We start from the raw sequence: 18,401 nt of genomic DNA, 5'->3' as shown, positions 1-18,401 counted from the left end.
TGTCTATCACAATTTTTGCTGTCATTTCTGCAGGCTGCAGCGCGACCGGCGAGCAATCGCCGGAATCACCTCTCCCCACTGCGGTTGCGGCACCTGCCGCCGAATGCCCGGCGCTCGTGTTTACGGACCGGGAGTTTGCTTTCGAGCTCCAGCGGACACTCGGCGCATCGTATTCGGGCGAGGCCGATGTCGGCGAGTGCCTGGCCACTGCGTCCCGGATCAAAGAAGGAGACTTCGAGAGCTGGTACTGCGAATGGAACAGGACCGCGGACAACTTCAGGGCAGTGGGCGACGAGAGTCTCGCCGCCGGGCACAGGATCACCGCAATGGAAGCGTACTACCGGGCCGCGACGTATTACCGCACGGCCGAGTTCTTCCTGCACGGCAACGCCACCGATCCTCGCATCGTGGAGACCTGGGGGAAGAGTCGGGAATCATTTCGCGATGCGCTCGCACTCGACGTCGTTCCGTACGAGATCGTCGCCGTCCCGTACGGGAATACCACGTTGCCGGGTTACTTCTATGCGGTCGACGACTCCGGCAAACCCCGGCCGCTCCTCATCGTCCAGACCGGTTTTGACGGCTGCCAGGAGGAACTCCATCCGTATGCAATGGAGGGGATCAAGCGCGGATATAACGTCCTGACGTTCGAGGGGCCGGGCCAGGGCGAAGTGATACGGGTCCGGCATATCCCGTTCCGTCACGACTGGGAGAACGTGATCGGGCCCGTCGTGGACTATGCGGTAAGCCGGCCCGACGTCGACGAAGACCGGATTGCACTCTGGGGGATCTCGCTCGGGGGTTACCTCGCCCCCCGCGGTGCTGCATACGAGCCCCGGATCACGGCGCTGATCGCGGACGGCGGCACCTACGATGTCGGACTGAATCTCCTCGCGAACCTAGAGGCCGGCGGGGTCGCGAACCTGACGGAGATTGAGCTGCAGGAGTGGCTGCAGACGGATCCGGTCGAGTTCAACGATGCCATCCGCGGCGCCATGGCCCATGATACCGGCACCCGATGGCTGAACGAGAACGGGATGTTCGTCTTCAACGCCGGTTCGCCGGCACGGTTCTGGGCGAAATGGATGGACTTTTCACTCGTCGGGGTTGCCGAAGAGATACGCTGCCCCACGCTGGTTTGTGCCGGTGCGGTCGACCACTTCGACCCCGACGGGGCGCAGGCAACGGCACTCTACGACCACCTCACCTGCGAGCGGGAACTGATGGTCTTCTCCGACGACTACGGTGCCGGGTCGCACTGCCAGCTTCGGGCGTTCGCGCAATCGTTTGGTGCCAAGTTCGACTGGCTCGACGATAAGATGGGGATGACGGATTTCCGTCCCGGAGAAGAATAGGGGTATCGGCCCTCTTTTTTTGAGTCTTACTTACCGGCGAACACGGTATCCGGCTGCCGTAAGACAACTGATGACGGCGTCATCCCATTCCGTGCCGGAGAGCCCGTTCAATGTCGGCTGCACCTCCTCCCAGAGCCGGCCGAGTTCGTCGGTGTCCGGGAGGAACGTTGTTTGGTACATCACGCGCCCGGCTCTTCTGCCCTGTGGATCGAGGATGAGAAGACGCCAGCAGCAGTAATCGCGGCAGATCTCGGGGCGTGTCAGGTGGACCGTGCACCATGCCTTTCCCTTCTTCCCGTCGAATGCGACGTTCCCATGGGACGGAGCAGGAGAATCCCCGGGGGTTTCGAATCTCAGGAAGGGGCATGCGTCCGGCAGTTCCGCGATGCTGCTCGCATCCTCGAAGAGGGCGATCTTGTCCGGGTCGACCCGAACCTCCTTCACGTCCCCGCTGTAGGCGTTGTACACGACGAAGGTGTAGTTGCCGCGCTCTTCGATGACCGTGTGGACGTTTCTCATGTTGCTGCAGCAGCTGCCGCACTGGCAGCACCTACATGCCATGGCGGGCGTCTCCCCGAATGCCGGGCGGTTGGTGTACGAACATGCTCGTTATTCGATATTACGCATCGGGATGATGAAATACCTGCCGGAGAAGTGTCTGGATCGGTCGTGAAAATCGAACCCTGCATGGCCGGCAGGTCTTTCCGTTACAGTTATTATAGCCTGAGTAAATTCACTTGCATACTTTTAACCGGAGTTTCTTTTTCTAATGTCCACATCCCCAGGTACCACGGAGAAGCGAACCAGTCTCACCGGCCGCGACGAGAAGCAGGACAACGCCGGCGAAGTCGAACAACTCATCCGCGAGCGGACTGCAGAGCTCAGGGAAGAGAATGACGCGCTTCGGCGTGAAAACGCAGAACTCCGCCAGATCGAGATGATCTACGCCTCGGCGCCGGTTGGTCTGTGTCTGCTCGGCACGGATACCCGGTACCTGCATGTCAATCAACGGTTCGCGGAGATGGACGGGTTCTCCGTCGAGGAGCACATCGGCAAGAGAGTCCGCGAGCTGGTGCCGGACCTTGCGGATGCGGCTGAAGAGCTCGCCCGGGCGGTTGTCGCGACGGGGAAACCCGCGCTTGATATTGAGGTACGGGGGGAAACACCGGCACAACCCGGGGAGCAGAGGCACTGGAACGAGTCCTGGCGGCCGGTAACCGATAATCAGGGACGCGTCATCGCGATCAGTATCGCCGCCGAGGACATCACCGAGCGGAAGCGGGCCGAGGAAGCCCTCCGGGAAAGTGAGGAACGGTTCACAGCGTTCATGGACAACAGCCCCGCAGTTGCATTCATGAAGGACGAACAGGGGCGCTACATATACTTGAACAAATTCGACGAGAGTCATTTTAATCGTCGACAGGGAGACTTGCGCGGTAAGACGGACTTTGAGTTATGGCCTTTGTATGTCGCCGAACAACTCTGGAAGAACGACCAAACCGTCCTCAAGGCAGACAGTGCTATTGAAGTCGTGGAAGAGATGCCCAACCCGAAAGGAGGCATTACCTACTGGTGGGCTTGCAAGTTTCCCTTCAAGGACGCGTCCGCGAAGAGGTATGTTGGAGGTATCGGAATCGATATCACCGACTGGAAACAGGCTGAAGCGGCCTTGCAGGAGAGCGAGGAGAAGTACCGGAACCTCGTGGAACTTGCGCCGGAACCGATCGCGGTCCACTGCCGGGGTAACGTCGTCTACGCCAATCCTCCCTGTGTCACTCTTTTCGGGGCAGAAAGGCGGGAGGATCTCGTCGGCAAACCGGTCCTCCAGTTTGTCCACCCGGACGACCACGAAGTATTCAGGGGACGTTACCGCGAGATGAGGGAGAAGGGTACGACCGTGCCCCTGCGCGCAGAGAGGTTTGTGAGGCTCGACGGTCAGGTAGTCGATGTTGAGGTTGTTGCTACCCCCATTCTGTACGAAAACCTGCCTTCGGTGATGGTCCTCTTCCGGGACATCACCGAGCGGAAGCGGGCCGAGGAAGCGTTTCAGCGATACGCCGAGAATCTGGGCCTGCTCCACGGCGATCTGGAGGTCGCGAACCGGGAGGCGAACCTCTACCTGGACATCCTTACCCACGATATCGGCAACACCGAGAACGTCTCGAACCTTTATGCCGACCTGCTCATCGAGTCCCTTGACGGAGAGGCAGCCGGATACGCGAAAAAACTGCAGCGCAGCGTCCAGAAGAGCATAGAGATCCTGGGCATCGTCTCTACCATCCGCCGGATCCATCGGACAAAAACCGAGCTCAAACCAACGGACCTTGATGCCGCAGTCCGGGGGGTGATGAGCGACTATCCCACCAGTATCTTCCTCTATAACGGGACAACCTACCAGGTTCAGGCGGACGACCTTCTCCCTGTGGTCTTTGACAACCTTATCAGCAATGCCGTCAAGTTCGGCGGTCCTGACGTCGAGATCGCCATCCGGATCGAAGAGAATGATGGGTTCGTCCGGGTGTCAGTCGAAGATACCGGCCCTGGTATCCCGAACGATGATAAAAATGGGATTTTCCACTGCTACGAAATGAAGAAACGCGGCGTCGGCAAGGGACTTGGACTCTATCTGGTGAAGATCCTGGTCGAGCGATACGGCGGGACGATCTGGGCCGAGGACCGGGTGACGGGCCGCCCGGATGAAGGCGCGGCGTTCAAGCTCACACTGAAACCTGCCTCGCAAACCCGTTGAGCAGGCTAGCGCCAACGGTTGGTGCCGGCACTGACATCCGCACCCCAAGAAACATCAGAGCGATTCTAACCTGATCTTCGGCTCCCACATTTTTGCCTGTTATCTAGGACCCGGAATCCGCATGCGGAGTCATAGGTGTCTTGAGAATGTGCAACCGATGACCTACGATTGACAGACCGATTAAACGATTTCAGATGGTCCCGCGCCACCGTCTCCTCCACCCGCCGAAGGAGGACCGGATCGGGATTGGTGCGGCTTTGCAGGACGTCCGCTTGAGGCGTGGTCCCGAGCACGGTCGCCGGCGCCTTCGCCGTGATCTCCTCAGACCCGGTGCGGTTCTCGAGCATCGAGAGGATCCGCTCCCTCTGGTCCCTATCCGCTTCCGGGAGGACCTGATCGGCGACGATGCGGGCCGCATCCGCACCGCGGGCGTCATCGGCGGAGATCCCGGCGAGGCGCTCCATGGAAGCGGTGATGGTGCGGACGTTCATGCCGGAATCGGCGAGGATGGCGGCATCCTCCATGGCATCAAGTATCTGCAGTATCTCGGGTCGCACCTCCATGTCCGGCTCAGTGGTCTGCATACGGCCCAGCCCTGTCCGGCAGGATCACCGTCGGCCGAGTAGCAGGAGATCCTCGTGCAGGGTTCTCCACGGGATAACATCATGGACAGTATATAATCGTCTGCCTGCCGGGCAGCCCGTCCGTCTTGTGCGCCGGGGGATCTCGATCCGGCAGGAACGGCTAAAATAATCGGAGAACTTGAAAACGGAGAGAATATGGCCCAACTAAATGCGAGGGGTGAGATTCGAACTCACGAACTCCTACGAGACCAGGCCCTCAACCTGGCGCCTTTGACCTGGCTTGGCAACCCTCGCCTGTTCTTCTCTATACAATGCGCTGCAACCAGAAATATCTTGCTCTGCCGGAACCCGGGCTCCCGCGGGCGCGGGACGGGGAGCCGTTTCCCGGCCGGATCCCTCCTGCTATACCTGTACTCCAGCGCACCGGAACCGCCTTCGATGTGTATTTATGCGCCCGGATCCAACGCTCCCGCATGTGGGCTGACATCTCACGGGAGTTTGCCGATTCGCCGTCCCAGGGCAGGGTAGTCCGGTTTCTGCTGGAGAACGGGTTCGGCATCAACGAAGAGGGGCGCATCGTCTGCAACGGGATCGAGATCCCCGCGACGCACATCGGCAGGGCGATCGAGACCGACCGGAGAGTCGTCGACGCCACCGCCCGCCGCATCCTCGAGAATCCCGAACTCCGGGAGGTTTTTCTCCGGATGCGGGCCGCGCCCGACCTCACCCGGGTCGCCGAGGCCCTCGGCCTCTCGGTCATCACGCTCTACCCCAAGGACGCGCACCAGAAAGGGATCGTCGGCGCGGCGGTGGAAGTCCTCGTCGAGCACAACCTCTCCATCCGCCAGATCTTCGTCACCGACCCCTACCTCGCGGAGGAGCCCAGACTCGTGATGATCGTCGACGAACCACGGATCCCGGCGTCGGTCTACGAAGATATGCGGGCTCTTCCGCAGGTAAAACGGCTGGTTATCTGAAGAGTTCCATCTCCTGCGCGAGCCTGCGGATCCGTTTCCTCTGCCTCCGCGGAAGGGCGATTGCGTGCTGCAGCCGCTCTTCGAGCGCGATGACGCGGGTTCCTTTCACCAGGTTATCCGCGTGGGCGACGATCTTCTCCTCGAGCGTCCGGGGCATGCAGTCGCGCGGGGTAAGGCCCAGGAGCGAAGCCTCGTCGGCCGTCAGCCCGGCCCCGATGTGCCGCTCGACGATGGCGGCGACTGCCTCGTCGAGATCGAACGACCGGCATATCTCGCCGCCCGCTTCGGTGTGGCAGAGGTCGTGCGTCACCCCCCGGCCGATATCGTGGAGGAGGGCGCCGGTCTCGACCAGGTCGCGGTTTATGAGGGGATCGGACGCGTAAGCGAGCGCAAGGTCGCGCACCGCCCGGCAGTGTGCGATGACCCCGCCGGAACACCCTGCCCGCCTGAGAAGACCGATGCAGTCCTCTTCACGCACTCCCGAGGCTCTCCTTGATCCTGTCGATTCTCTTCCTGAGAGCGACGGCGATGAGTTCGTTGTCGAAATGTTCGAGCATCTCCTCGCAGTTCGGACACTCGAAGTTCCAGTTCGCCGCGTCCGTGAAGGTGTAGACGACGCTGCAGTTCCTGCACATGTAGAAGTCGTTCTTCTCCTCGTAGGCGAGCCGGGCGTCGAGGTGCTCGAGCGCGTCCCGGACCTGCTCTTCGAGCACGTCGTGGACACGGTCGAGGCGGAGGTGCCAGAGGTAGGTGAGCCAGCCGGTCTCGGTGTTCTTCAGTCGCCGGTACTCGGCGAGGCGCCTCTCGTAGAGCGTATAAAGGGTGTGGCGGACGGTGTTGAGGTTGACCCCGGTCATCTCGGCAAGTTCCTCGTCACTGTGCTCTCCTCCTTCGGGGAACCGCCTGAGAAGTTCGATTCCCTCCTCCCCGATCATGCGCAGGATATAGGCATTGATTGCCGGATCGTCCAACAGTTCAGTGACGGATACCATGGTCAAATCTCTCCCATAATTGGATAAACGTATAAGAGTATATATACCGCATCGATGTCTACCATACTCTGCTCTTAACCTTTAATTCACTTTTCCCGTCTCCGGAAGGCGGGCTCATTGGCCGATCAGCCTTCGGACGGCCGCGGTGTTCCTCTCGAGGTCGGCGTACGCCTCCTCTTCCGTCTCGCCGCAGCCGTAGATGCTCGCGACGGCGTGCCCCTCCTCGAACTCGGTTCCCGGCCAGGGTATATCGGCGACGCGGGGCGCAAGGCTCGCGAGGTCGGCATCGAGCCGCATATCCCGGTCGGCAAAGAGGATCCGCCTGACCGCAACCTGCCGCGGCGCGGGCACCGCCGCCGGGATCACCCCGCGGCAGGCGTTCATGTGCATGGCAAAGACACTCTTCTGGGTCGCCATCTCGACGGTGTCCAGGGTGGCCTGGAACCGGGGGTTGATCTCGATTGCCCAGGGCTTCTCCCCGACCACGAAATCGATCCCGATTGAGCCCACGCACCCGCTTGCGGCGGCAATCCGCTCCGCCGCCGCGATCATCTCCCCGGCAAGGGGATGGGAGAACGGGGTGACCGACCCGGCAAACCCGTGCGCGGATTCCCCCCCGCCACGGAGGATCTGCCGGTTGACCGCGATGGCGCGCGCACGGCGGCCGTCCGCGACGCAGGAGACGCTCGACGGAATCCCGTCGACGAGAGCCTGCGCGATATAGGGTATGTCCGGCCAGGTCTCCTCCCACCGGCGGAGTTCCTCCTCCGCTCTCACGACCGCATTCCTCCATCCCCCGGCGCCCCGGCGCGGTTTGATCATCGCCGGGTAGCAGCCGGCGGCGAGCGGCGGAACGGGCACGTCCAGCCCCTCGAAGAACCGCTGGATCTCCAGTTTGTCGAGGAACCGCTCCACCTTCGCGGGCGGCGTGCCGCAGAGCGGGATCGCCGTCACGATAGTCTCGGCGCCCGAGGCGACGACCAGCGCGTCGACCGGATGGCGGATGGCGAATTCGGCGATCTTCCCCGGGAGTTCGTCGAGTTCGTCGAACGAGAGACAGTCCTCCGTGTACCAGCCGAGGTCCTGGTCGCAGAAGTGGTCGACGGCGTAGACCGTGTAGCCGGCCCGGCGGGCCGATTGTGCCACGTGCCGCGTGGCGAACCCCGCAACCAGAACCCGGCCCTTCACCGCTCCACCGTCTTCTTTCCGACCTTGGTCGGCTCGATCCGGATCTTCGCGTCCGGGTACTCCCGGTTGAGCTCCTTCCCCTCGAAGAGGTGGTCGAGGAAGAGAGCGAGGCTCGATATCTCGGAGTGAGGCTGGGTGGTCACCGAGACGTTGTAGTCGGCGAGCCCGTAGATGTCGCCCGGCACCTTCTCCGCCCCCACCACGACGAGCACCCGCTCCTCTGTGCGGATATCGTCGATGACGTCGGTCATCCGGAGCCCGTACATCGTAAGGTGGGCGACCTTGCCGCCGGCAGCCTTCCAGTCCTGGATGCACCGCCGCCACTTCACGTCGTTTTCGATGAAAAAGTCTCCTCCCCACCGGGAGGCTACGTCCGTTATGCTCAGAGCGACACCGGGGTCGTCTGCGGCGAGGTACATCCCCCGGGCACCGAGCGCCCGCGCCGCGAGCCCGACGTGGGTCGTCACCCGCTGGTCGCGTTCGGGCCGGTGACCTATCCGGAGCACGGCTACTTCGGGCATGCCGCTCACTCCTCTCTCCTCGTCGCCCGGATTACGCCGTTCTCGATGACGAACGGCAGGTCTTCTCTGGTATGGCGGCACTGGCACTCGATCAGCGACTCCTGGATGGAGAGAAGGCGCACCGTCTTCCCCGACCGTCTGACGAGAAGGTGATGTTCGAGACGCTCGAGCGATGCCGTCACCGCACCGGGCTCAAATCCGGTGGCTGCTACCAGGCCTTCGACCGTAATGCCGTCGGTTTTGGGAATTCGATGATATACGGCCCAGTCCAGATCTTCCTCACGCACACCTATTCTTTTTTCCGGGGAGACCGATATAGTTATTCATGCACCGTTCCGGCTCTGTTAGCCGCTATCGGCGCGGTTTGCCGGTGCGAGAGATTGGATGTGCAGGTGGGAACAGGGTATGGGCGATTATATAGAACTGGCGGAACTTGCCGACAGCCTCTTTGAGGCGAGCGACGACGACGACGAGCTTCTCGCGAAGATACTGGATACGCTTGACGAAGAGACCCGGGGAGCGCTGCTCTCCTCCGACCTCCTCAACGCGTACCAGGTCTTTTACTACTACTTCCGGGAGACGCCGGACGAGCTGACGATGGAGCGACTGCAGCTCCACGCGGCGTCCGACCTCGCACGGGGGCTCGTCATCGACGAGGTCGATATATACGAGGTGATCTTCTCGATGGAAGGCGGGGAGCCGGTCGTCACCCTCACCGACGGGGAGAATACGCTCGCACGGTTCAGCGGCACGGAAGCATACGCAGAGATTGCCCTCTACATGGAGGAGTGCCTCTGATGCGTCGGCTTCGCGCGAACTGAAACCCGCACTAGACCGGCGATCGGCCAGAAACCCTGCGGGTTTCTTCAGCTCCTGCCATAATACTGCCAGTCGCTGCCGGCGGTGATCAGCCGCTCGTCCACCCTTGCCCGCACGATCGGCGGGAGATCCCCCCATCGGACGACCGCGTCGCCGATGACGGCAAGCACGCCTAAGACACCGGTCTTTGGGAGATCATCGAGGACGGAGGTGTCGTCCGCCGTGATCCGGTTGCAGATCGCCGTCGCCCAGGCGTCCGCGGCGGCGACGTCGGGGGAGAAGACCGTCACGGCGTCGGCGGTGCCGAAACTGATTGACGGGCCCACCGTCGCCGACGAGGTGCAGATGCCGAGGATCTCCTCACCCGGAGGGATCAGGAACGCGAATCGTCCGCTCAGGGGCGATGCGCCCGCATAGATGCCGATCTTCACTTCGCGGTTGCTTACGAGAGCAATATCCCCGCCGTTGTCGACGAGGCCGAACGCCGCGCCGGCCCCGGCCATCGCCTCCACCCCCGCCCGGGCTATGGCGCCCGCCACCGCCGCCATCGGCCCGACCCCGGCCTCCGCGGCGGCCCGGGCCATGCTGGCCGGGACGTTAGCAGGGTTATTTGGAGTATACGGCTCGAGCGTTGCCGAAAAATAGGGGTCGCCGGCGATCTGCCGCTCGACCTCCCGCCGGGCGGCCAGCATGCCGGATTTCGCCGCCTCGATATGCCCACGATCGTCTGCGAGGATCGTCGTGATCGTCTGCCGGAACTCGAAGTGCTCCCTGATCATCCCTGTTGCGAGAGGGCGCCGTGCGGGCACGCCCGGATGCATTTGCCGCAGAGGACGCAGCGCTCGGCGCTTACGACGAGCCGCCACTCCGCATCGAACGAGAAGACCTCCTGGGGGCAGACGCCGATGCACGCCCCGCAGTCGACGCACTCCTCCTCGTCGCGGACGACGGCGTTCTCCATCACGCGGACGGTGACCCCCATCTCCTCGAGGCGCCGCCGGACCTGGTCGGCGTCCTTATCCGGGACGTCGATCAGCATCTCGCCGGCCATCGAGTCGATGTTGGCCTTCTCGACGTTGATGAGGACGCCGGTCTCCTTCACCACCCGGGCGATCACCGGTTCTCTTCCCGGATCGGTTTTCCCTTTCCGGGAGAACGCCAGCCGGAGTTTCATCGCCGCCGCCTCCCGCCGAAGAGTTTCCCGAGGTCGATCGCCGAGAGGATGCCGACCACCCGGTTCGTCGCGTCGACCACGGGAAGGGCGCTGATATTGTTCTGCTCCAGTTTCCGGGCGGCGACGTCCACCGGCTCGTCGGGCGTCGTCTTGATCACGTTCCGGGTCATGATGTCCTTCACCTGCCGCAGTTTCCCGTCCGTCACCACCGCCTTCGAGACATCGTAGGTGGTGATGATCCCGACCAGCGTGCCGTTCCCGTCGAGGACCGGGAGGTGGTTCGTTTCGTCTTTGAGGAGCCGCTTTGCCGCCACCCGGATCTCCTCGTCTTCCGTGATGCTGATCACCTGCCGGTTCATGATATCGCGGACGCGGGGGGTGACGGCCGTCTCCCGCATGGGCTTTGAGCGTTTTGCCGGGTCGATCCGGCGGGTGGGGAGCGCAAGTTCCATCTTCCCCCGCTCGATCCAGTCCTTGAGTTCCGTCGCGACCGCCCGGGCCCGGCGGTAGCTGGAGAGCGACGACGTCCGGACGGTCTCGCCGCCGATCTCGACCGATCCGCTCTTGAGGTCGGCGTAACTGACCTTCGCAAGCGACGGCCGGTCACGCCGCGGCGTGCCGAAATCGATTATGTCGGTCAGGATATCCTCGTCCCGCACCGCGGTGCTCCGGACGATCCCGGTATCGAGCACCGGTATCGGGATGCCGACACCGACGTACATCGTCACGCCGTAGCCGTTCATCACCGCGGCGCGCAGGAACTCCTGGCGCATCTGCTTCATGTCCCCGGACACCATCAGGTTCCCGAATCCGCCCCCGGCGGAGTGCTGGGTGCCTTCTCCGACGATCATGCCCTCTCCCCCGGCAAGGAAGATCGGGACGCCGCACCCGATGACCCGGAAGCCGGGGTCGTTTGCGAGCGGCGAGAGGGTTCCTGCGCCGGAGTAGGAGACGTTGCCGCACCGCGGGAGGAGCGTCCCCATGTAGGTGTTGAGTGTCCGTTCGGCGGCGTTCGAGGCTGCGTTGTAGCGCTGGAAGGCGTTTCTCGGGTTGACCATGACCGCCTGGTTCATGTCCTCGAGCAGCAGCTCTGTGGTGATGCTCCGGCGCGGGTAGCAGTCGGTCCCGCGGGAAGTCGCCCGCAGTTCGACGGTGCCCCCCGCGACGAGTTCCTCGAGGACGTGGGCGCCGCCGTAGAGGCTGTCTTTGGATTCTGCCTCCTGGGTTGCGCCCAGGTAGGCGTCGACCGCCGCGATTCCTGCGTATGCTTCCACATCGTTGAGCCAGACGCGCTCCATCCGGATGGGGGGGTCGGCGTGCCCGAAGTTGAAGAAGGCACCGGTAGAGCACATTGCCCCGAACGTCCCGGTCGTGACGACGTCGACCTCCGCCAGTGCCCCTTCCTCTCCCAGTTCGTCGACGATGCCCGGCATCTCCTCGGCGGTAACGACTCGTGCACTACCGTCGCGTATCCGGGCATTGATGAGGTCGAGGGACTTTTCCATGAACGTATATTCATTTTGGAATATTTATAGGTGTTGATTATTACTTTAGGTAATATATGGTCCGGGTAGGAACCTTACCGGCAACGGTCAATCGATAACATCCGGGAGATTTACGCTTCTCAAAAAAGATTGGGGTTTTTTGTGTTTCAGTCCCGCCTGCGCAGCGCGACGAGGAGCCCGAGGACGCCGAGCGCGCCTATCGCGGCAAAGGGCGCCACGCCCGCGTGGGGAGCCTGGGTCGGCACGGGCGAGAGCGAGGCCGAGGCCGAGGCGGTGCTTCCGGCACCGACCTGAACGGTGGTCGACCAGTCGCCATAGCCTGCAAGCGCCACCCTGACCGCGTGGGTGCCGGTGGCAACGCCGTCGACGGTCAGCGGGGTGATGCCCTTATAGGCATTGTCGATGTAGACCTCGGCCCCCGACGGGGAGGAGGTGACCGAGATCGAGCCCGTCGAGGTCGGCTGCTGGCCGGGCTGGAGCGTCGCGGTGACATGGCTCGTGGTCGCCCCGCTGACGATGACCGACGTCGTGTAGTCCAGGTAGCCGGAGAGGGCAACTCTCACCGTGTGGGAGCCGACCGGGACGTTCGAGATCGCATACACTCCTGCCGCGGGAGTCTTGCCCTGGTACTTGTCGTCGAGGAAGACGTCCGCACCTGCCGGGTAGGAGACCACGTCGATGGCGCCGGTGGTCTCGGAGGGGACGGACGTCAGGTGGGCGTTGACGTAACTGGTCACGCCGGGGCTCACGGTCACGCTCGACTTCCAGTCGTAGTAGTCGGAGAGATCGAGTTCGATGTTATGTTTCTTTGCCGAGACGCTCGTGAGCGTCAGGGGCGTCCGGCCCTTGTAGGTTCCGTCCATGTAGACGTACGCGCCGGAGGGGCTGGAGGTGACCTTGATCGAGCCGTACTGCTCGATCGGGGTCAGGGTGAACTGGACGTTCGACTGCTGCCCTGCCCTGACCGTGACGGTGGCGTAATCGGACTGGTAGCCCGTGTGATCGGCCTCAAGCGAGTAGGTGCCGGGGACGAGGTTCTGGATCGTGAGCGGTGCAGTACCCCGGTAGTTCCCGTTTAAGTAAACGGCCGAACCCGAGGGGCTCGAGGTGACATGGATCGAACCGGCAGTCTCGACCGGCTGCAGCGTCGCGTAGACGTCCACGGTCTCGCCGGCTGCAGGGTCCGAGGGCAGGCTGCCGGTGTAGGACTGATAGCCGCTCTTCTCTACCCGGAAGGTGTTGTAGGGCGACCCGGTGGTGTAGACCGGGACGTCGAGCGCCCCTCCGTAGGTGGTTCCTTTGTACTGTCCGTCAAAGTAGACGTCGGCACCGTCCACGTTGCAGTGAACGCGGTACCATCCTTCATCTCCTCCCAGTGCAGATACGGCGGTGATGCCGGCGCAGAGAACGAGGAGCGTTATTCCAATGATAAGGGATCTCATCATGTTCTGTCTCCGAAAGACGATGATCGTGTCTCGGTTTTTTTAGAGATAATTATTTCTATTCGATCCAGTCCTGATTCGCCGCCTTTATAAGATAATCGCAGATTTGCTCTCAAAATTTGAATATAATCTCCCGGAACATGAAAATTTATTCGACGGGAGGAGCCGGGGGCAGGGGGTGGCGGCTCGGTGACGTCCTCGTTCACCCTTTTATCCCGTGAGATCCATACGGGGTAGTGTATGGATATCGAGAGGTTCATCGCCGCACTGGAGCAGGTCGCTCCGCCCGAACTGGCCGAGGAGTACGATGCAGGGAGGATCGGTCTCGTCGTCGAGGGAAGAGAAGAGATCGGAACCGTCTGCTGTGCGCTCGATGCCACGCAGAAGGTGGTGGATGCCGCCGCTCGTGCCGGCGCGGATATGCTGGTCGTCCACCATACCCCGCTCTGGAGCCCGGTCACGACGGTCCGGGGGGCGACGTCGCGCCTGCTCCGGACGCTCCTTGCCGCCGAGATGAACCTCTACGTCATGCACACGAACTTCGACCATGCCGAGGGCGGCGTCAACGACGTCCTCGCGGCCCGGCTCGGTTTCACCGGAGTGGAGCGGATGGCCGCCGGCCTCGTCGGCGACTGCTCCCTCGACGCGGAAGAGATCGCCCGCCGGCTCCCGGGCGGAGGGATCCGGGTTTACGGCGAGGTAGGGACGATCCGGCGCCTCGCCGTCGTGGGGGGGAGCGGGTTCGACCCCGACCTGATCCTGGAGGCCGCCGGTCTCGGGGCGGAAGCGTTCCTCTCGGCGGAATTGAAGCACAGCGTTGCCCGTGCATCGCCCATCCCCTGCCTGGAGTCCACTCACTACGCACTCGAGGCCCCGGCCATGGAGGCTCTCGCATCCCGCATGGGGTGGGATTATATCCCTGATCCGCCACACGTAGTGGTAGTTCCATGAGGGGTATCTGGCAGAAGATGGAGCGCGACCGGGTGCTGACGCCGGAGTTCCGCGCCTGTATCGAGCGTGTCTACGGCGAGCGAGGGAAAAAGGCGCTCGAAGCCGTCGATGCGGGGCAGGTGAAGCGGTACCTCGACTTCTTCGTTGTGGTGGGCCGGAGCAGCGAGTATATCGTCGAAGGGGACTTCTGCACCTGCAGCGACTTTCTCTTCCGGGGGCGCGAATGCTGGCACATCCTTGCGGTGCGCATCGCCGAGCGGACGGGGTTATATGAATCCTACGATCTCTGGTATCAGGACACCTGGAAAACTTAAACACTCTGCACAAACAACTATATCGGTCACAATCATACCAAATTATGCTGCGTGATTTTCAATGCTCGAGGAAGAATATACGCTCGATTATTTCAGGTCCGAAGGGTTTGAGCGGAAGGTCTGCAAGAGTTGCGGGGCGGCCTTCTGGACCCGGGACCCCGAACAAGAGTTCTGCGGCGACGCTCCGTGTGTAACGTATAACTTCATCGGCAACCCGGTCTTCAAACCTCATAACGTCAGCGAGATGCGGGAGGCGTTCCTCTCGTTCTTCGAGCGGCACGGTCATACACGCCTCGAACGATATCCCGTAGCCGCCCGGTGGAGAGACGATATCTACCTCACCATCGCGTCCATCGCCGATTTTCAGCCGTTCGTCACGAGCGGGGTCGTTCCCCCGCCGGCGAACCCGCTGACCATCTCCCAGCCCTGCATCCGGTTAAACGACCTCGACTCGGTAGGGAGATCCGGGCGCCACCTGACGCTCTTTGAGATGATGGCGCACCACGCCTTCAACACCCCGGAGGAGCAGATCTACTGGAAGGACCAGACGGTCGCCCTCTGTGACGAGTTCATCAAGTCCATCGGCGGCGATCCCGCCCGTGTCAGCTACAAGGAGCACCCGTGGTACGGCGGCGGGAACGCCGGAGCGTCCGTCGAGGTGCTCATCGGCGGTCTCGAGGTCGCGACGCTGGTCTTCATGAACCTCGGGCGGCAGAAGACCGATCAGCCGCCCGTCGACGTGAACGGGGTGCCCTACTACCCGATGCGGCTGAACATCGTGGACACCGGCTACGGCCTTGAGCGGCTCGTCTGGGCCTCGAAGGGTTCGCCGACGATCTACGATGCGGTCTTCCCGGAGATGGTGAGCCGCCTGATGCGGTCGGCCCGTCTCGAGGACCTCCTCGACAACCCGGAGTTCACGAAGATCATGGGGCTCAGCGCCCGGTTCGCCGGGGTTATGGACATCTCCGGGACGAACCTCTACAACCTCCGGAGGAAGGTCGCCGAGGCGATCGACGTACCTGTCGAACGGCTCGAACGGATCGTCGTTCCGATCGAGAAGGTCTACTCGATCGCCGACCACACCCGCTGCCTCGCCTACATGCTCGGGGACTGCATCGTCCCCTCGAATGTCCGGGAGGGCTACCTCGCCCGGCTCGTGCTTCGTCGGACGCTCCGGATGATGAACGACCTCTCGATGGACGACGCCCTCACGGACCTGATCGAAGCACAGATGCAGGTCGTGGGCGCCGAGAACTTCGAGCAGGACGTGGACGCGGTCCGGGAGATCGTGGAGAACGAGGAGGCGCGGTACGCAAGCACTCTCGAGCGCGGGGCCCGGATCGTCCAGAAGATCGCCCGGAACTACAGGGCAAAGAGTTCCCGGGTTCCCCTCGAGGAGGTCATCACCCTCTACGACTCGCACGGCATCCCGCCCGAGATGGTGAAGGAGGTCGCTGCCGCCGAGGGCGCCGTCGTGGAGATCCCCGACAACTTCTACTCGCTGATCGCCGAGACGCACTCGGAGGCGCAGAAGGAGGCGAGGGGAGAAGACCCGCTCGACGCCTACCGCGAGCGTGCGGTTTCCCTCCCCCCGACGAAGAAACTCTACTACGAACTCCCGAACGAGGTCGAGTTCGAGGCGATGGTGCTGGATTACTTCGACGGGATGGCGGTGCTGGACCAGACGCTCTTCTACCCCGAGGGCGGCGGCCAGCCGTCCGATACCGGCACCCTGGTGACATCCGAGAGCATGGTGCGGGTGGAGGAGGTCGTGAAACTCGGCGAGGTGATCCTCCACCGGGTCACGGGCGGCCCCCTGATGCGCGGCGACCGGGTGAAGGGCATGGTGGACGAGGAACGCCGGTGGTCGCTGATGCGCCACCACACGGCGACCCACGTTCTCCTGCATGCCGCCCAGCAGGTGCTCGGCGTCCACGTGCACCAGGCGGGCGCCCAGAAGGGAAGCGAGGTTTCCCGCCTGGACATCCGGCACTACAGACATATCACGCCCGATGAACTCAGGAGGATCGAGCTCGAGGCGAACCGGCTGGTCATGGCCGATACGCCGGTCTACATCCACGTCGAGGAGCGGACGAAGGCCGAACAGAAGTACGGGTTCGGCCTCTACCAGGGCGGCGTCCCGCCGGGCCGGGAGATCAGGACGGTGCAGGTCGGCGCCGACGTGCAGGCGTGTGCCGGAACGCACGTCCGCACGACCGGTGAGATCGGGCCGATCCGGGTCCTCGGCGTCGAGCATATCCAGGACGGCGTCGAGCGGCTGGTCTTTGCGGCCGGTATCGCCGCCGTGCATGCCGTGCAGCACCTGGGCGACCTCCTCCAGGAGTCCGCCGACATGGTGAGCGTCCAGCCCGAGAACCTGCCGGCGACGGTAGCAAGATTCTTCTCGGAATGGAAGGAACAGAAGAAGGAGATTGAACGTCTCCAAAAGAAAGTGGTGGACCTCGAGATGCAGAATCTCGACGGCGAGGTTGTGGACGGGGTCAGGGTCGTCGTCAGAACGCTCGATGCGACCCATAAGGAACTCGTCGCACTCGCCACGACCGTCGCCGACGAGGGCGGCGTGGCGCTCTTTGCCTCAAGTGACGGCACCGTGAAGGTGGTGGCGACGTCGGGCGCCCCGACGGTGAACGCCGTCGATATCGTGCGGGAGGTCTGCGGCATCCTCGGCGGGAAGGGGGGCGGCAAGCCGAACCTTGCGCAGGGCGCGGGTCCGGACGCCTCCCGTCTCGAAGAGGCGCTCGAATACGGGCGCAACAGAATTATCGAAGCACTCCATGGCGAATGATGTTGTAGTTATCCAGCCGGGCGATGAAAAGGCACAGAGAATCGCCCGGGCGATGGCGAGCCAGACGGCAAACGCGATCATCCAGGCCTTCGGCGGTGGGCCGCTGACGTCGTCGGAGGTCGCCCGGCGAATGAAGATCCCCATCACCACCGCTTCTTACCACATCGAGAACCTTCTCGACGCCGGGCTTCTCGAGGTTATGGAGACCCGATGGAGCGAGAAGGGACGCGAGGTGAAGGTCTACGGCCTTGCGAACCAGGTCCTCATCATCGCGTCGCCGGCAAGCGATCTCCGGTCGGTGCTGCAGAAGTACGCAACGCTCTTTGGAATCGTCGCCCTCGCAAGCCTCGGGCTCTGGTCGATCCTCCCTGCGGTGCTGCCGTTCGGCGGCTATACTCCCGTCTCAAGGTCGATGACCGAGAACGGGGATAAATACGCCGGCGGCACCGGGGAGGACGTCTCGACGCTCCAGTCTCCCGTCCCTGCCGTGGATGCCGCCGGGACGCTGCCCGTCCACGACCTGGTGATGAGTTTCTTCTTCGGTGCCTGCGCGGTGCTGCTCGCGCTGCTGGCCTACGAGGTCTACTACTGGTGGCGCACATCCCCGCGCTACCGGGTGGAAGAAGAACAGGAATGATATAAAAAAAGGTCCGATGAGGGGGTTTGGAGAGTCTTTATCGCCGCCCCCTTGCAACTCCGGCCTCCGGTTGTTTTCCAGTCCCGGCTTCGACTTTTGCTCCGCACTTGGGACAACGCGTCTTCTTCGGGTTGATCTCCGCTCCGCAACTGTAGCATTTCGACATGGTATATCACCACACTGTGCCTGATTGGGCCCTAATACCATAAGGCTATCTCATGGTGATTCCGGCCATAGCCCGGGCTGCTGGTTGAAAACGTCCATAAACGCGGTTGGAATTCGGTTAGAGACGATCTCGTGATGCACATGCGCCCGTACGGATGGCGGGCCGGTCTCCGGCCGCTTCCGGCTCACCCCGGGCGCGGGAATTCTTTTTGGAAACGG

19 protein-coding genes and 1 tRNA gene are annotated in these 18,401 nt (G+C 62.8%); 8 read left to right on the top strand and 12 right to left on the bottom strand.

What is annotated here, in order from left to right; all coding sequences use genetic code 11:
• Positions 1-116: 116 nt before the first annotated feature.
• Positions 117-1,355: an alpha/beta hydrolase family protein gene (locus MEMAR_RS07495; RefSeq protein ID WP_245526568.1), complete on the top strand. Its 1,239-nt coding sequence runs from the start codon at positions 117-119 to the stop codon at positions 1,353-1,355.
• Between the two features lie 30 nt (positions 1,356-1,385).
• Here the strand turns inward: MEMAR_RS07495 and MEMAR_RS07490 are convergent, their stop codons facing one another.
• A complete protein-coding gene (locus MEMAR_RS07490) occupies positions 1,386-1,916 on the bottom strand; it encodes a hypothetical protein (RefSeq protein WP_011844369.1) in 531 nt (176 codons plus the stop codon).
• A gap of 208 nt (positions 1,917-2,124) precedes the next feature.
• Here MEMAR_RS07490 and MEMAR_RS12470 point away from each other — a divergent pair, with 208 nt between their 5' ends.
• Positions 2,125-4,104, top strand: a complete 1,980-nt coding sequence (locus MEMAR_RS12470) for a PAS domain S-box protein (RefSeq protein WP_011844368.1) — start codon at positions 2,125-2,127, stop codon at positions 4,102-4,104.
• Between the two features lie 65 nt (positions 4,105-4,169).
• Here MEMAR_RS12470 and MEMAR_RS07480 read toward each other — a convergent pair whose 3' ends face one another.
• Positions 4,170-4,688 (bottom strand): hypothetical protein, encoded by a 519-nt coding sequence (locus MEMAR_RS07480; protein WP_011844367.1) that lies wholly within the window; start codon positions 4,686-4,688, stop codon positions 4,170-4,172.
• 209 nt (positions 4,689-4,897) lie between these two features.
• Positions 4,898-4,982: transfer RNA gene (locus MEMAR_RS07475), tRNA-Leu, on the bottom strand.
• Positions 4,983-5,161: 179 nt separating this feature from the next.
• Here MEMAR_RS07475 and MEMAR_RS07470 point away from each other — a divergent pair.
• Complete coding sequence (locus tag MEMAR_RS07470) at positions 5,162-5,665, top strand: hypothetical protein (RefSeq protein WP_011844366.1); 504 nt, start codon at positions 5,162-5,164, stop codon at positions 5,663-5,665.
• On the opposite strand, the gene MEMAR_RS07465 is transcribed toward MEMAR_RS07470, so the two are convergent.
• The 5 genes from MEMAR_RS07465 to MEMAR_RS07445 form a co-directional block, all read right to left on the bottom strand.
• Entirely contained in the window at positions 5,658-6,143 is a 486-nt protein-coding gene (locus MEMAR_RS07465; RefSeq protein ID WP_011844365.1) for an HD domain-containing protein, read from the bottom strand. The two genes, MEMAR_RS07470 and MEMAR_RS07465, sit on opposite strands and share 8 nt — an antisense overlap.
• Positions 6,136-6,657: a transcription factor gene (locus tag MEMAR_RS07460; protein WP_011844364.1), complete on the bottom strand. Its 522-nt coding sequence runs from the start codon at positions 6,655-6,657 to the stop codon at positions 6,136-6,138. The genes MEMAR_RS07465 and MEMAR_RS07460 overlap by 8 nt, the downstream gene beginning before the upstream one ends.
• 114 nt (positions 6,658-6,771) lie before the next feature.
• Positions 6,772-7,845: an ATP-grasp domain-containing protein gene (locus MEMAR_RS07455; protein WP_011844363.1), complete on the bottom strand. Its 1,074-nt coding sequence runs from the start codon at positions 7,843-7,845 to the stop codon at positions 6,772-6,774.
• Positions 7,842-8,366 carry a tRNA (cytidine(56)-2'-O)-methyltransferase gene (locus tag MEMAR_RS07450; protein WP_011844362.1) on the bottom strand — a complete coding sequence of 175 codons (525 nt, stop codon included), beginning with the start codon at positions 8,364-8,366 and terminating at the stop codon, positions 7,842-7,844. The genes MEMAR_RS07455 and MEMAR_RS07450 overlap by 4 nt, the downstream gene beginning before the upstream one ends.
• Before the next feature lie 5 nt (positions 8,367-8,371).
• Positions 8,372-8,653: a hypothetical protein gene (locus MEMAR_RS07445; RefSeq protein ID WP_011844361.1), complete on the bottom strand. Its 282-nt coding sequence runs from the start codon at positions 8,651-8,653 to the stop codon at positions 8,372-8,374.
• 118 nt (positions 8,654-8,771) lie between these two features.
• On the opposite strand from MEMAR_RS07445, the gene MEMAR_RS07440 reads away from it, so the two are divergent.
• Positions 8,772-9,164 carry a hypothetical protein gene (locus MEMAR_RS07440; protein WP_011844360.1) on the top strand — a complete coding sequence of 131 codons (393 nt, stop codon included), beginning with the start codon at positions 8,772-8,774 and terminating at the stop codon, positions 9,162-9,164.
• 68 nt (positions 9,165-9,232) lie between these two features.
• Here MEMAR_RS07440 and MEMAR_RS07435 read toward each other — a convergent pair whose 3' ends face one another.
• From MEMAR_RS07435 to MEMAR_RS07420, 4 genes are all read right to left on the bottom strand, one after another.
• Positions 9,233-9,964 (bottom strand): UPF0280 family protein, encoded by a 732-nt coding sequence (locus tag MEMAR_RS07435; RefSeq protein ID WP_011844359.1) that lies wholly within the window; start codon positions 9,962-9,964, stop codon positions 9,233-9,235.
• Positions 9,961-10,359, bottom strand: a complete 399-nt coding sequence (locus MEMAR_RS07430) for a 4Fe-4S binding protein (protein WP_011844358.1) — start codon at positions 10,357-10,359, stop codon at positions 9,961-9,963. The genes MEMAR_RS07435 and MEMAR_RS07430 overlap by 4 nt, the downstream gene beginning before the upstream one ends.
• A complete protein-coding gene (locus tag MEMAR_RS07425) occupies positions 10,356-11,864 on the bottom strand; it encodes a homocysteine biosynthesis protein (protein WP_011844357.1) in 1,509 nt (502 codons plus the stop codon). The genes MEMAR_RS07430 and MEMAR_RS07425 overlap by 4 nt, the downstream gene beginning before the upstream one ends.
• Positions 11,865-12,010: 146 nt before the next feature.
• Positions 12,011-13,309: a PEGA domain-containing protein gene (locus MEMAR_RS07420; RefSeq protein ID WP_011844356.1), complete on the bottom strand. Its 1,299-nt coding sequence runs from the start codon at positions 13,307-13,309 to the stop codon at positions 12,011-12,013.
• Positions 13,310-13,546: 237 nt separating this feature from the next.
• On the opposite strand from MEMAR_RS07420, the gene MEMAR_RS07415 reads away from it, so the two are divergent.
• The 4 genes from MEMAR_RS07415 (at position 13,547) to MEMAR_RS07400 (ending at position 18,017) form a co-directional block, all read left to right on the top strand.
• Positions 13,547-14,257 carry a Nif3-like dinuclear metal center hexameric protein gene (locus tag MEMAR_RS07415; RefSeq protein WP_011844355.1) on the top strand — a complete coding sequence of 237 codons (711 nt, stop codon included), beginning with the start codon at positions 13,547-13,549 and terminating at the stop codon, positions 14,255-14,257.
• Positions 14,254-14,571 (top strand): SWIM zinc finger family protein, encoded by a 318-nt coding sequence (locus MEMAR_RS07410; protein WP_011844354.1) that lies wholly within the window; start codon positions 14,254-14,256, stop codon positions 14,569-14,571. The genes MEMAR_RS07415 and MEMAR_RS07410 overlap by 4 nt, the downstream gene beginning before the upstream one ends.
• Before the next feature lie 61 nt (positions 14,572-14,632).
• The gene (gene alaS / locus MEMAR_RS07405) at positions 14,633-17,380 is read left to right on the top strand and encodes an alanine--tRNA ligase (RefSeq protein ID WP_011844353.1); all 2,748 of its coding nucleotides are present in this window, start codon (positions 14,633-14,635) and stop codon (positions 17,378-17,380) included.
• On the top strand, positions 17,370-18,017 hold the full coding sequence (locus MEMAR_RS07400) for an ArsR/SmtB family transcription factor (RefSeq protein ID WP_011844352.1): 648 nt from the start codon (positions 17,370-17,372) through the stop codon (positions 18,015-18,017). Before alaS ends, MEMAR_RS07400 begins: the two co-directional genes overlap by 11 nt.
• Positions 18,018-18,401 lie beyond the last annotated feature (384 nt).

The sequence above is a fragment of the Methanoculleus marisnigri JR1 genome (assembly GCF_000015825.1).
Classification (GTDB): Archaea; Halobacteriota; Methanomicrobia; order Methanomicrobiales; family Methanoculleaceae; genus Methanoculleus; species Methanoculleus marisnigri.
Note: the sequence above shows the minus strand (reverse complement) of the source record. Positions and strands in the feature narration are given on the sequence as shown.